The sequence below is a fragment of the Pseudundibacterium arcticum genome (assembly GCF_042646465.1).
Lineage (GTDB): Bacteria > Pseudomonadota > Gammaproteobacteria > Burkholderiales > Burkholderiaceae_D > Undibacterium_A > Undibacterium_A arcticum.
The window spans coordinates 125680-139649 of record NZ_JBHRTP010000054.1 but is presented as its reverse complement, the minus strand read 5'-3'; the positions used below and the strand labels follow the sequence as shown (position 1 = coordinate 139649).

General features: G+C 59.5%; 12 protein-coding genes. 9 read left to right on the top strand and 3 right to left on the bottom strand.

Annotated features, from left to right (window positions below):
• Positions 1 to 268: 268 nt before the first annotated feature.
• The 4 genes from ACFOFO_RS17115 to ACFOFO_RS17100 all read left to right on the top strand — a co-directional run bounded on the left by ACFOFO_RS17115 (position 269) and on the right by ACFOFO_RS17100 (position 5049).
• Positions 269 to 847 (top strand): bactofilin family protein, encoded by a 579-nt coding sequence (locus ACFOFO_RS17115; protein ID WP_390325549.1) that lies wholly within the window; start codon positions 269 to 271, stop codon positions 845 to 847.
• Positions 848 to 1129: 282 nt separating this feature from the next.
• Positions 1130 to 3373 (top strand): prolyl oligopeptidase family serine peptidase, encoded by a 2244-nt coding sequence (locus ACFOFO_RS17110; protein ID WP_390325548.1) that lies wholly within the window; start codon positions 1130 to 1132, stop codon positions 3371 to 3373.
• 178 nt (positions 3374 to 3551) lie between these two features.
• Entirely contained in the window at positions 3552 to 4418 is an 867-nt protein-coding gene (purU, locus tag ACFOFO_RS17105) for a formyltetrahydrofolate deformylase (RefSeq protein ID WP_390325546.1), read from the top strand.
• A 76-nt stretch (positions 4419 to 4494) separates the two neighbouring features.
• On the top strand, positions 4495 to 5049 hold the full coding sequence (locus ACFOFO_RS17100) for a YaeQ family protein (RefSeq protein ID WP_390325543.1): 555 nt from the start codon (positions 4495 to 4497) through the stop codon (positions 5047 to 5049).
• Positions 5050 to 5229: 180 nt separating this feature from the next.
• Here ACFOFO_RS17100 and ACFOFO_RS17095 read toward each other — a convergent pair whose 3' ends face one another.
• The 3 genes from ACFOFO_RS17095 to yjgA form a co-directional block, all read right to left on the bottom strand.
• Positions 5230 to 5901, bottom strand: a complete 672-nt coding sequence (locus ACFOFO_RS17095) for an alpha/beta hydrolase (protein ID WP_390325541.1) — start codon at positions 5899 to 5901, stop codon at positions 5230 to 5232.
• Between the two features lie 96 nt (positions 5902 to 5997).
• Positions 5998 to 6633 (bottom strand): molybdopterin adenylyltransferase, encoded by a 636-nt coding sequence (gene mog, locus ACFOFO_RS17090; RefSeq protein WP_390325538.1) that lies wholly within the window; start codon positions 6631 to 6633, stop codon positions 5998 to 6000.
• On the bottom strand, positions 6596 to 7210 hold the full coding sequence (yjgA, locus tag ACFOFO_RS17085; RefSeq protein WP_390325535.1) for a ribosome biogenesis factor YjgA: 615 nt from the start codon (positions 7208 to 7210) through the stop codon (positions 6596 to 6598). Before yjgA ends, mog begins: the two co-directional genes overlap by 38 nt.
• 90 nt (positions 7211 to 7300) lie before the next feature.
• Here yjgA and pmbA point away from each other — a divergent pair, with 90 nt between their 5' ends.
• The 5 genes from pmbA (at position 7301) to ACFOFO_RS17060 (ending at position 13767) form a co-directional block, all read left to right on the top strand.
• Entirely contained in the window at positions 7301 to 8653 is a 1353-nt protein-coding gene (gene pmbA / locus ACFOFO_RS17080) for a metalloprotease PmbA (protein WP_390325533.1), read from the top strand.
• 202 nt (positions 8654 to 8855) lie between these two features.
• Positions 8856 to 10022 (top strand): ABC transporter substrate-binding protein, encoded by a 1167-nt coding sequence (locus ACFOFO_RS17075; RefSeq protein WP_390332135.1) that lies wholly within the window; start codon positions 8856 to 8858, stop codon positions 10020 to 10022.
• Positions 10023 to 10175: 153 nt separating this feature from the next.
• The gene (locus ACFOFO_RS17070) at positions 10176 to 11066 is read left to right on the top strand and encodes a branched-chain amino acid ABC transporter permease (protein WP_390325531.1); all 891 of its coding nucleotides are present in this window, start codon (positions 10176 to 10178) and stop codon (positions 11064 to 11066) included.
• A 3-nt stretch (positions 11067 to 11069) separates the two neighbouring features.
• A complete protein-coding gene (locus ACFOFO_RS17065; protein ID WP_390325528.1) occupies positions 11070 to 13037 on the top strand; it encodes a branched-chain amino acid ABC transporter ATP-binding protein/permease in 1968 nt (655 codons plus the stop codon).
• Between the two features lies 1 nt (position 13038).
• The gene (locus tag ACFOFO_RS17060; RefSeq protein ID WP_390325527.1) at positions 13039 to 13767 is read left to right on the top strand and encodes an ABC transporter ATP-binding protein; all 729 of its coding nucleotides are present in this window, start codon (positions 13039 to 13041) and stop codon (positions 13765 to 13767) included.
• Positions 13768 to 13970: the final 203 nt, after the last annotated feature.

The window sequence follows — 13970 nt, the reverse complement described above, 5'->3', positions numbered from 1 at the left end:
GCACGGTCGTGCTTTTTATATGATTATGTAAGAAATGTAACAAATCTGAACTTTGAGAACTTGTCGTAGACCAACTCCATGAGCTTGCAGAAAACCACGGCTCACAGGAGCGCAGCAGCTTTGCATGCACCAAAATGCAGCATCGTGTTCCATATATTTGTAACACGATGCTAGTCGAAATAAGTAAAAACGAGTACTGCAGGCGTGTTCCTTCATGTGGATCAATACATGAGCGCGCCGAGGTACCGGGCACCAATCAGGAGATCCTATGCTTCGATCCGAAACACTTTTTGGCAAAAAACCGGTCAGTACACCGACCACTAATTCCCCTTTGGGCGGCAATAGCGCCTTTGCATCTGCCAATACATCCTCCAATAGCCCCTCTGGTATTCAGAAACCCATGATTACTCCAACCGGCAGCACCCAAACCAGCCCCGCCAATGCGCCGGTGTCGAGCACCAATGAAATGGGCAGCAAGCTGATCGTCGGACCGAACATCAAGCTGAAGGGCGTCGAGATCACCGATTGCGACACGCTGGTGGTCGAGGGGCGAGTCGAGGCGACGATGGATTCGCGCGTGATGCAGATTGCGGAACAGGGCGCGTTCATCGGTTCGGCCGAGATCGATATCGCCGAAATCCGCGGCCAATTCGAAGGCGACCTGACGGTACGCGAAAAACTGGTGATCTATTCCACTGGCAAGGTGTCCGGCAAGATCCGCTATGGCAAGGTAGTGATCGAGGAGGGTGGCCAACTGACCGGCGAAGTGCAGGTCGGTACTCAGGCTAAGTCAGCGGCAAAACCGTCCTCGCAACCGACGCCACAGTCGGTACCACAGGCGGCATAAGCAGACATAAGCAGGCATAAACACCGCCTTGCATTGTTGCTGTTTCGGATAACCGGACGCGCCGCGCGGCGCATCCGGTGTATTGTTATGGATGGACAAATCGCCGATGCCCGGTAACAGGCGTCGGCGATTTTTTTATGGGGAGTGCGCGTGGCACCGGAATATGTTCTTGCTTTTGAGTAAGATTTCCGAATAAAAACTGAGAGGAAACTGAATATACTCGGCTGTTCTTCACCATTGCATTGCTTTCAACAGTTCTACAATAACCAGGAAGATCACAGTATGAGTTCAAGAAACCGTCTGGCCGGCCGGTTCGGGCGCGGCGCGTCGCCGCTGGGATTGCTGGCACTGGTCGGCAAGGTGGCCGCCGCCGCACTGGTCGCAGGCGCCGCACAGGCGGGCGCGCCGACTGCCACCAAGTTGAAGTCCGCCCCGGCGGCACCGCCCACACCCATCATCGCGGTCAGCGACACGTATCACGGCATCACCGCCAGCGATCCGTATCGCTGGCTGGAGAATGCGGCCGATCCGAAGGTGCACCAATGGAGTCTGGCGCAGGATCAGCGGACCCGTAAATATATCGACCGCCTGCCTTCGCGCGCACCGATTTTCAAGTGGCTGATGCAACAGGCGGCCGCCAGTTCCAGCGCCTATTACGGCTTGCAGACCGCCGGCGAGCAGGTGTTTGCGATGTATAACCAGCCGCCGAAACAGCAGCCGATGATCGCGGTGATGGGCCAGGACCTCGATCCGGCCAAGGTGCGCATCGTACTCGATCCGAACCAGATCAGCGCACAGGGCACGACTGCGATCGACTGGTTCGTGCCATCGCCTACCGGTGAGCTGGTGGCGGTGTCGCTGTCCGACAACGGCAGCGAAGACGGCTCGGTACATATTTTTGACGTGAAGAGCGGCCAGCAGGTCGACGCCGTGATCCCGCGCGTGCAGTACCCGACTGGCGGCGGTAGCCTGGCCTGGCGGGCCGATGGTTCCGGCTTCTGGTACACCCAGTATCCGGGCGCCGATCAGCCGGCCGAGCGCCAGCATTTTTACCAGCAGGTTTTCTACCATCGTATCGGCGACGATCCAAAGCAGGATGTCTATGTGCTGGGCAAGGATTTCCCGAAAGTGGCCGAGATCTTTCTCGACAACCATCCGAATTCGACAGCGGTGCTGGCGACGGTCGCCAACGGTGACGGCGGCGAGTTCGCGCATTACGTGATCCAGCAAGGCGGCGCTATCCGGCAGGTGACCCGCTTCGAGGACCAGGTGGTGGCGACCGTGATTGGTCCTGACGATGCGCTGTACCTGGTGTCGCGCAAGGACGCGCCGCGTGGCAAGCTGCTGAAATTAAAGAGCGGCGACTATCAACTGGCGCATGCGCAGGCGATCGTCGCGCAATCGGATGCGGTGATGCAGTCGGGCGGCAATCTGGGCAGCTCCGCGATCGTGGTGACGCCGCGCGCGATTTACCTGAACGAACTGGTCGGCGGTCCGTCGCGCGTCGCGATCTATGACCATGACGGCAAACCGCAAGGCATGTTGCCGCTGCCGGATGTGGCAACGGTCAATGAAGTCGAAGCACTCGGCAATGGCGCGCTGGTGTATTCGATCGGCACCTATCTGAAGCCGTCTTATTTCGCGCGCTACGACGAAAAGAGCGGCAAGGGCGCGGTGACCAAACTGGTGCAGACCAGTCCCGTCAATTTTGACGATACCGAGGTGGTGCGCGAATTTGCGACCTCGAAGGACGGCACCAAGATTCCGCTCAATATCGTGCGTCGCAAAGGCGTCAAGCTCGACGGCAACAACCCCTTGCTGCTGAACGGCTACGGCGGCTACGGCGTGAGCCAAACGCCGCACTTCCTGGGCGCGGCCACGCGCCTGTGGCTCGATGGCGGCGGTGTGTTCGTCAGCGTCAATCTGCGCGGCGGCGGCGAGTTCGGCGAAGAATGGCACCAGCAGGGGATGCTGACCAGGAAGCAGAACGTGTTCGACGACTTCATCGCCGCGGGGCAATACCTGGTGCAGCAGAAGTACACCAGCCGCGCGCGCATGGCCAGCATCGGCGGCAGCAACGGCGGTCTGCTGATGGGGGCGGTACTGACCCAGCAGCCGCGGCTGTTCCGCGCCGTGGTGTCGCAGGTCGGCCTGTACGATATGTTGCGCGTCGAGCTCGATCCGAATGGCGCATTCAACGTGACTGAATTCGGCAGCGTCAAGAATCCCGATCAGTTCAAGGCGCTGTATGCCTACTCGCCATATCACCACGTGGTCGATGGCGCCCGGTATCCTGCGATCCTGATGGCGACCGGCGAGACCGACGGCCGCGTTAATCCCATGCATTCGCGCAAGATGATCGCGCGCTTGCAAGCGGCGACCGGTTCGGACCGCCCGGTGTATCTCAGCATCAATTCCCACGCCGGCCACGGTATCGGCAGCTCGCTATCGATCCGGATCAACCAGACAGCTGACGTGTACAGCTTCCTGTTCGACCAGCTCGGCATGAAATTTCCGGCCAAATAAGCCGATCTCAAGGCGGATCAACCATCCGTCGAGCCGCAACTTCCCAGCACGCCGCCGGTTTCTCGCGACACCGGCGGCGTTGCATTTCGGCGCGGCGCCCCGCAGCCATGCGACAATGTGCGCTTTGCATTGACGTTACTCTTCCAATCACTTCGCCCCGCACTTCGCCGAGTCCAGCATGCATCCCGAATACATCCTTACCTTGTCCTGCCCGGACCAACGCGGCATCGTCCATCGCGTGTCGGGTTTTTTGGCGCAACACGACTGCAATATCATCGACTCTGCGCAGTTCGGTGATGCCGATTCACGGCTGTTTTTCATGCGTGTGCACTTCGCGTCGGAAAATCCGGCGCTGCCCGATGCCACGCTGCGCAGCGAATTTGCGCAGCTCGCGAGCAGCCTGGGAATGAACGCGCAGCTGCACGATGCACGCCGCAAACCGCGCGTGCTGCTGATGGTGTCGAAGATCGGCCATTGCCTGAACGACCTGCTGTTCCGCTACAAGAGCGGGCTGCTGCCGGTCGAGATTCCGGCGATCGTGTCGAATCATATGGATTTCTACCAGCTCGCCGCCAGCTACAACATCCCGTTCCACCATCTGCCGCTGGCGGCCGGTGCGTCGACGCAAGCCAAGCAGGAACAGGAACAGCGCCTGCTCGACATCATCGACACCCAGCAGATCGAACTGGTAGTGCTGGCGCGTTACATGCAAGTCCTGTCGCCAACGCTGTGCCGGGCGCTGCAGGGGCGGGCGATCAATATTCACCATTCCTTCCTGCCCAGTTTCAAGGGCGCCAGGCCGTATTTGCAGGCGCACGATCGCGGCGTCAAACTGATCGGCGCCACCGCGCATTTCGTCACCGGCGAGCTGGATGAGGGCCCGATCATCGAACAGGATGTCGAGCGCGTCGATCACGCGATGGACCCCGATACGCTGACCGCGATCGGACGCGACGTCGAATGCGTGGTGCTGGCGCGCGCGGTCAAATGGTTTGTCGAGCACCGGATCTTGCTCGACGGGCATAAGACGGTGGTATTCAAATAGCGCGCGACTGGGCTAACGCCAGATAACGGCAGCAAGCATCAAATAGAACCAAACAGAAATAAAGAAAACCGACACGATGGCACTCAAGGCAACAATCTACAAAGCCGATCTGCAAATCGCAGACATGGACCGCAATTTTTACGAAACACAAAACCTGACCATTGCCCGCCATCCGTCCGAAACCGATGAGCGCATGATGGTGCGGGTGCTGGCCTTCGCCCGTCACGCACATGAGGCGCTGAGCTTTACGAAAGGTCTGTTCGACACCGATGAACCGGACTTGTGGCAAAAGGATTTAACCGGCGCCATCGCGCTGTGGATCGAAGTCGGCCAACCCGACGACAAGCGCCTGCTGAAAGCCTGCGGCCGCGCCGAACAGGTAGTGGTGTATAGCTACGCCAGCAACAGCAGCATCTGGTGGAACCAGATCGGTAGCCGACTCGAACGCGCCAAGAACCTGACCGTCTTCAACCTGCCGACGGAAACCAGTCAGGCATTGCAAAAACTGGCACAACGCAACATGCAGCTGCAATGCACGATTCAGGATGGGCAGATCTGGATGACGGGCGGGGATGAAACGGTGCAGATTGATCTGGTGACGTTCAAGGCCGCGGCTGAGGCTATGCGCTAAGGTGTTTTCTTAGGAGTATGGGCTAAAATAGTGCTATCGCCCATGCTTTCATTGGGCTTTAAAAAATACACGCTGGAGTATATTTTTCGTGTAGGCCGGGATTTAGGGCCGGCCTGCGATCACGCTGAAGCGCTGAACTGCGCCGTCCACCTTGCGTGGGCAGGTCAAGCCAAGGCAAAACTACCCCAGCACCCGCCGCAACCACACCCCGATATCATCAATCTCTTCCGCACATACCGAATGCGGCATCATGTATTCATGCCATTCGACGTCGTAGCCGTGGGCTTGCAGCATGTCGCGCGATTTTTCTGCGCGGTCGATCGGGATCACCGGGTCGCCACGACCGTGCGCCATGAAGATGGGCGTGTGCTGATTGGCGGCGTGACGTTCCGCCGCCACCACCTCATTGAGCGGCAGGTAACCCGACAGGCATAGCAGGCCGGCCAGTTTTTCGGGATAACGCAAGCCGGTCTGCAAGGTCATCGCGCAGCCTTGCGAGAAGCCGGCGAGGACGATCCGCTCGGCCGGGATGCCGCGTGCTTTTTCCCTTGTGATCAATTGTTCGACCGCAGCCTGCGATTTGCGCAGGCCGGACTCGTCTTCGCGCCGCACCAGATCGGTGCCCAGGATGTCGTACCAGGCTCGCATCACGTAGCCGCCATTAATCGTCACCGGCATCGTCGGCGCATGCGGGAACACGAAGCGAATCGGCGGGCAATCGCGCAGGTCGAGTTCGCGCACGATCGGCACGAAGTCGTTGCCATCGGCGCCCAGGCCATGGAGCCAGATCACCGAGGTCGTAGGGTTCGGGGAGGATTCAATTTCGATCGCATCAAGCGTGCTGATAGTCATGTTTGGTGGCAGTATATGGTCATTGCGATTGAAATGCGCGCGCAAAGGTTGTTCGCTCTTGGGAGTATATGTCCGACTTCAAAGCTGGTGAAGCGCTCAGGCCTTGTTGCGGATGGCCGATTTCGGCCGGAACGCCGCGCACACCGCATCATTGGTTTCGATGTAGGGGCCGCCGATCAGGTCGATGCAATACGGCACCGCTGCAAAGATGCCCGACACCAACGTCTTGCCATCGGCATCCTTCAGGCCTTCCAGTGTTTCCTTGATCGATTTCGGCTGTCCCGGCAGATTCATGATCAGCGCTGCGTGACCAGGCGTTTCGCGGATGACGGTCACCTGGCGCGACAGAATCGCGGTCGGCACGAATTTCAAACTGATCTGGCGCATCTGCTCGCCGAAACCGGGCATTTCCTTGGTCGCGACCGCGAGCGTCGCTTCCGGTGTCACATCGCGCCGGGCCGGGCCGGTGCCGCCAGTGGTCAGTATCAGATCGCACTGCAGCTCGTCCACCAGGTCGATCAGGGTTTGCTCGATCTGCGCGCGATCGTCCGGAATCAGCCGGGTTTCGATCAGGAACGGGCTGCTGACAGCGGCCGCCAACCATTCCTGCAAAGCCGGGATGCCCTGATCCTGGTACACGCCGCCGGCGGCGCGATCGGAGATCGACACCAAGCCGATCAGCAACTGATCCGGATTACTCCTGTTCGGCTTCGTTGTCGTCATCGTTGTCATCCATCGCATCTGTATCGGTGTCGGAGTCCACTGCGGATTTCCCTTGCAGCTGCTTCAGGATCTGGAAAATCTCGCGGTAGGCCTTGGGCGGCTTGTGCTCGGCCTGTTCCTTGCGGGCGTTGCGGATCAGCGTGCGCAAATGTTGCGCATCGAGCTGCGGGTGCTCGGCCAGCAACTCGGTCAGTACCGTGTCGTCGGTCAGCAGTTTCTCGCGGCGCCGTTCCATCGCATGCATGGTGGCGGTCTCGGCCTTGGACTGGCCTTTCCAGCTGTCGATGGTGCGCTGGATTGCGGCGAGTTCCTCCGGATCGAGCGAGCGCATTTTCTTGCCGACGTATTGCAACTGGCGGCGACGGCCTTCGTGATCCTTGATCTGCTGGCATTCGAGAATCGCATCGCGCACGTCTTCCGGCATCGGCACGCGCTTGACGCGCTCGCGCGGTTCGGCGATCAGTTCTGCGCCCAGTTTCTGCAGGGCGGTCATTTCGCGCTTGAGTTGTGACTTGGAAGGGCGATCGTATTCCTGCTCGAATTCGCTCGACTGGAATCCGCAGGCCCCGCGGTTTGGATTTGGCATGATGGAGATGGAGGAGGCGGTAAGCCATACTTATACTGTAAACGACTGCTATGATAACTGTTTTACAGGCATTCCGAAGAAAACCAGCTCATGAGCGATACCGTATTTATCCATAGTCAAGATCAATTAAGGCAACTGGCGCAGGATGTGTTGCGTTTTGCCAAAGAAACCGGCGGCACTGATGCGGCGGTCGAATTCTCCGAAGGCAGCGGCTTGTCCGTGTCGGTGCGCAAGGGCAAAATCGAGACGATCGAGCAAAACAAGGACAAGGGCATGGGCGTGACCGTGTTTATCGGTCAAAAGCGCGGCAATGCCAGCACCTCCGATTTTTCGCCCCAGGCGTTGCGAGCGACGGTCGAGGCCGCCTATAACATCGCGCGCTTTACCGCGGAAGACGATTGCGCCGGTCTGGCCGACGAGGACATGCTGGAGAAGCATCCGAAGGACCTGAAGCTGTGCTATCCCTGGCTGATTTCGGCCGCCGAGGCGGTCGAGCTGGCGCAGCGCTGCGAAGCCGCGGCGTTTGCGGTCGATCCGCGCATTACCAATAGCGAGGGTGCGGGCGTGTATGCGCAGCAATCGCATTTCGTCGCCGCCAATACGCGCGGCTTCATCGGCGGTTATCCGTATTCGCGGCATACGCTGTCGGTCGCGCCGATTGCCGGCAAGGGCCGCAATATGCAGCGCGACGACTGGTATTCGTCGATGCGCAATCCGAAACATCTGGCCAAGCCGGAAACGGTCGGACGCTATGCCGCCGAGCGCGCGCTGGCGCGCCTGAACGCGCGCAAGCTCGACACCCGCAAATGCCCGGTGCTGTTCGAGGCCCCGCTGGCGGCCGGTTTGCTCGGCGCATTCGTGCAGGCAGTGTCCGGCGGCGCGCTGTATCGCAAGTCGACCTTCCTGCTTGATTCGCTCGGCCAGGCGGTATTTGCGCCGCACATCCAGATCGTCGAGGACCCGCACCAGATTGGCGCCGTCGGCTCGTCGCCGTTCGATGATGAGGGCGTGCGCACCAGTCGGCGCGATGTCGTCAAGAACGGCGTGGTGCAGGGCTATTTCCTGTCCAGCTATTCGGCGCGCAAGCTCGGCATGAAAACCACCGGCAATGCCGGCGGCTCGCACAATCTGTCGCTGACGTCGTCGCTGACCAAGCCGACCGACAACTTCACGGCGATGCTGAAAAAACTCGATACCGGCCTGCTGGTGACCGAACTGATGGGCGATGGCGTCAACTACGTGACCGGCGACTATTCGCGTGGCGCGTCCGGCTATTGGGTCGAGCGCGGCGTGATCCAGTATCCGGTCGAAGAAATCACGATTGCCGGCAATATGAAGGACATGTTGCGACAAATCGTCGCGATCGGCAACGACAGGCTGATTCGGGGCACCAAGCAGACCGGTTCGATCCTGCTTGAAAGCATGATGGTCGCAGGCGGTTGAGTGTTGCCGTCGCATGGCCGTGCGGTCGCCGGCACTTAAGTAATTCTACGTAGCCGGCGCGATGCGGTCTTGCCAGATGGGGAAGCAGCACTTAATATCGTTTGCGGCATCAATGTTCCAGCCCCAATTCGCACCAGTTCGCTTTATTCGTCAAATATTATTCGTGCCGATATCACGGCATAACCCTGTGTCAGGAGATGAAATGAATTTCAAGATGAAATCGATGGCCTTGACTATTGCGACCGCATTGCTGAGCTTGTCCGCGGCAGGTTTTGCTGCTGAGACAATCAAGATCGGCGTATCCGGCCCATTTACCGGCGGTTCGGCACCGATGGGCGTGTCGATGCGCGATGGTGTCAAGCTGGCCGTCAGCGAAATCAATGCCAAGGGTGGCGTGCTGGGACGCCAGCTGCAACTGATCGAACGCGACGAAGAAGCCAAGAACGAGCGCGGTGTTCAGGTCACGCAAGAACTGATCAACAAGGAAAATGTCGTCGCCACCGTCGGTTATATCAATACCGGCGTGGCGCTGGCGTCGCAGCGCTTCTACCAGGAAGCCAAGATCCCGGTCATCAATAACGTCGCCACCGGCAGCATCGTCACCAAGCAGTTTTTACCGCCGGAGCACAAGGATAACTACATCTTCCGCACCTCGGCCAACGACACGATCCAGTCCGCGATGATCGTCGACGAAGCCATCAACAAGCGTAAATTCACCAAGGTCGCGATCCTGGCGGATTCGACCAATTATGGCCAGCTCGGACGCGAGGACCTGGAAAAGACCCTGGGCGCGAAAGGCATCAAGCCGGTGGCGGTCGAGAAATACAACCTGAAGGACGTCGACATGACGCCGCAGCTGCTGAAGGCCAAGCAGGCCGGTGCCCAGGCCGTGCTGACCTACGGTATCGGACCGGAACTGGCGCAGATCGCCAACGGCATGGAAAAACTCAACTGGAAGGTGCCGATGATCGGCAGCTGGACTTTGTCGATGGGCAACTTCATCGATAACGCAGGCAAGAATGGCGACGGCGCATTGATGCCGCAGACCTTCATCCAGGACGGCAATACGCCAAAACGCAAGGCCTTCATCGAGGCCTATCAGAAGACCTACAAGGTCGACCGTATGCCGTCTCCCGTGTCAGCGGCACAGGGTTACGATTCGGTCTATCTGCTGGCAGCCGCGATCAAGCAGGCTGGCTCGACCGACGGACCAAAGATCCGTGAAGCGCTCGAGAACCTGCACGAGAAGGTCGAGGGTGTCGTCACCACCTACAACAAGCCATTTAGCCATGACGACCACGAAGCCATCAAACCGGGCATGGCCGTAATGGGCGAAGCCAAGGGTGGGCGCGTCGTTCTGGCCAAGTAAGCGCGGCGGATACCTTGCGGGTCAGCATGGCGTTGAACTTGCCATCGGCATAGCTACAAATCGGGCCAGTCCTAGCGATGCGAGGACTGGCCTTTTTCTTGGAACCGCTTGTTACCGGCAACGGTAAAGTGGCGTCGTCACTCGGGTGAAATAATGGAAATCCTGCTACAACTGATGATCAGCGGTATCGCGCTCGGCATGATCTACGCGGTGATCGCGTTCGGCTACCAACTCACGTTTGCCACTTCCGGCACCCTCAATTTTGGTCAGGGCGAAGCGCTGATGCTGGGCGCGCTGGTCGGCCTTAGCCTGGTCGGCAATATCCACGGTGGCCCGTATCTGAATTACTGGTTGATGATCCCGATCGTGATCGTGTTCGGCGCGCTGCAGGGCATGGTAGTCGAGCGGATCGGCGTGCGGCCGGCGATCAAGATCAAGTCGGAATTCGGCTGGATCATGTCGACCATCGCGCTGGCCATCATCTTCAAGAACGTCGCGGAAAACATCTGGGGCAAGGACGATCTGACTTTCCCGTCGCCATTGTCGTCGACACCATTCCAGGTGTTCGGCGCCAACGTCCAGCCGATGCAGGTGGTGGTGGTGCTGGGCGCGTTGGCGATCATGCTGGCGGTGGAAATCTTCAACCGCAAGTCGATTTACGGCAAGGCGGTGGTGGCGACCTCGAACGACCGCGATGCCGCCGGCCTGATGGGGATCAACACCAGTCTGGTCATCACGTTTTCGTACGCATTGTCGTCCGCCACCGCCGCGTTTGCCGGCGTGCTGGTGGCACCGCTGACGCTGACCGGTGCCACCATGGGGTCCGCGCTCGGACTGAAGGCATTCGCGGTCGCGATCATCGGCGGCCTGACTTCAGGCATGGGTGCAATCGTCGGCGGCCTGATCCTCGGCGTTGCGGAAACGATGACCGGTTTTTACATATCGACCGGCTACAAGGAAGTGCCGGGCCTGCTGCTGCTGTTACTGGTTTTGGCGGTCAAGCCGGCCGGCCTGTTCGGCAAAACTGCGATCAAAAAGGTCTGACCGATGAAACTCAAAAATTATCTGCCGGGCTTGCTCGGGCTCGCGGCGTTGCTGTTGTTCCCGCTCTTCGTCCAGAATTCGTATTACATCCATCTGGTCGAAACCATCCTGATCTACGCGATCCTGCTGTTCGGGCTCGATATCGTGGTCGGTTACACCGGTCAGGTCTCGCTCGGACATGCAGGCCTGTTCGGGATCGGTTCGTACACCACCGGTGTGCTGTACATCAAGCTCGGACTGCCGTTCCTGATCGCGCTGCCGGCCAGTATCGCGGTTACTGCAATATTCGGCGCGATCCTGGCGCTGCCGGCGCTGCGCGTGACAGGGCCTTATCTAGCGATGGTGACGCTCGCGTTCGGGACCATCATCCAGATCCTGATCAATGAAATGACCTTCTTGACCGAGGGACCGCTCGGCATCAAGGTGGCCAAACCATCGCTGTTCGGCCATAAATTCGACAAGTTCGAATTTTTCTATTTCATCGTGGTGCTGATGGTGTTGTCCTTGATCGTGGTGCATCGGATCGTCCGGTCGCATCTGGGACGCGCATTCCAGGCCCTGCGTGACAGCCCGGTCGCGTCCGATTGCATGGGCGTCTCGGTGTATCGCTACAAGGTGTATGCGTTCGTGATCAGCGCCGCGCTGGCGGGTCTGGCGGGCGGCCTGTATGCCTATTCGGAAGAGTATATTTCACCGAATACCTACAACTTTGAACTGACGATCCTGTTCCTGCTGGCGGTCATCATGGGCGGACGCAAGACCCGCAGCGGCGCGCTGGTCGGCGCCCTGATCGTGGTGATGCTGCCGAGCTTGCTGTCGGATATCGAGCTGTTCCGCAAGATCGCGACGACCGCCGCGGTGGTCACGGTCGCGGTCAACGTTTTCTTGCTGGCCAAGAAAAGCAAGAGCCTGAACCAGGTGGTGGTACCGGTGATCGCGACGGTCGGCATGGCCGTGTTCTCGTATCGGTTGGAAAACATCACTGACTGGCGCTTAACGATATTTGGGCTGATGACGCTATTCGTCGTGTATTACCTGCAGGACGGCATCGTCGGTTTTCTGCGCAGCATGTTCGGCAAGCGCATCGCGGCCACCGCCGCCATGCCGATCGAGCATGGCGATGCGGCGCGTGCGTGGGCCGCGCCCGAGCAAGGCCTGGCCACCAGCGGCGACCTGCTGAAGGTACAGCAGGTGCTGATGCAGTTTGGCGGGCTGAAGGCGTTAAACCAGGTCGACCTGACTGTCGTTGCCGGTTCAATCCACGGACTGATCGGACCGAACGGTTCCGGCAAGAGCACGATGATGAACGTGCTGACCGGCATCTACCAGCCGACCGCCGGCGCCGTCGAATTCAACGGTCAACGCATTTCAGGACGCACGCCGTCGGCAATCGCGCTGGGCGGCGTTGCACGCACCTTCCAGAACGTGCAGCTGTTCGGCGAAATGAGCGCGACTGAAAACGTGCTGGTCGGCCTGCACCACACGTTCAAGAGTACTGTGTGGGACGTGATGCTGCACACTCGTCGTTATCGAGACGAGGAGCAGCGGGCCCGCGTTCGCGCCGCCAGCATCCTTCAGTTCGTCGGACTCGCCAGCCTGGCCGAGGAAGAGGCACGCAACCTGCCTTACGGCAAGCAACGTTTGCTGGAAATCGGCCGTGCGCTCGGTCTGAATCCGAACCTGTTATTGCTGGACGAACCGGCAGCGGGCCTGACCGCGCCCGACATCGTCGAACTGGTTGCGATCATCCGCAAGATCCGCCAGCACGGCATCACGATCATCCTGATCGAACATCATATGGACGTGGTCATGTCGATTTCCGATACCGTGACGGTGCTCGATTTTGGCCAGAAAATCGCCGAAGGCAAGCCCGCGGCAGTGCAGGCTGATCCGAAAGTGATCGAGGCCTATCTCGGCGGCGAGGCCGGCGATGCGATCGCCGCCATCACCTCAACCACAGCGGGGGCCTGACATGTTGAATATTTCCAATTTGTACGCCGCCTATGGCAAGGTCGAAGTGCTGCATGGGATATCTCTGGATGTGCCGAAAGGCAAGGTGGTGACGCTGATCGGCTCCAATGGTGCCGGCAAGACCACCACGATGCGGGCCATTTCCGGCATGTTGAAGCCGAAATCAGGCACCGTGACGCTGGGCGGCAAGGATGTTACCGGCCTCGATTCGCACCGCATCGCGCGCGCAGGGCTGGCGCACTCGCCAGAAGGGCGGCGCGTGTTCGCGACCATGAGCGTGACCGACAACTTGCTGCTCGGCGCCTTCCCGCGCTATATCGGCGCGCGTCCACGCGGCGACATCAAGCACGATCTGGAGCGCGCGCTGGAACTGTTCCCGCGGCTCAAAGAGCGCCAGACCCAGCTGGCCGGCACGCTGTCCGGCGGCGAACAGCAAATGCTGGCGATGGCACGCGCGGTGATGCTCAATCCGGAAGTCGTGCTGCTGGACGAACCGTCGATGGGGCTCGCGCCAATTCTGGTGGAAGAAGTGTTTCGCATCATCGCGCGTCTGAAAGCGGACGGCGTCACGATGCTGTTGGTCGAGCAGTTTGCGGCGGCCGCGCTGCAAGTGGCGGATTACGGCTATGTGCTGGAAAACGGCCGCATCTCGGTGCACGGACCGGCCGAGAAGCTGCAAAACGATCCGGCGGTGAGGGCGGCTTATCTGGGCGGGGCGCAGCAGCATTGAGGTCATGCGGAGACGTGCATTGGCGTGATGGCGCCATATACTCCAGGTCCGCCCACAGTGATGCGCGCTAATTTATTGCTGTTGTGTAATATACTCGGCAATCAATGCCAATACTCAAACCAGATCGACTGCATGACGGGTGGCGCGGCTAAGTACAATTACTGATCGTTACCAGCCAATCCGGGCGATTCTTTCTGTTTATA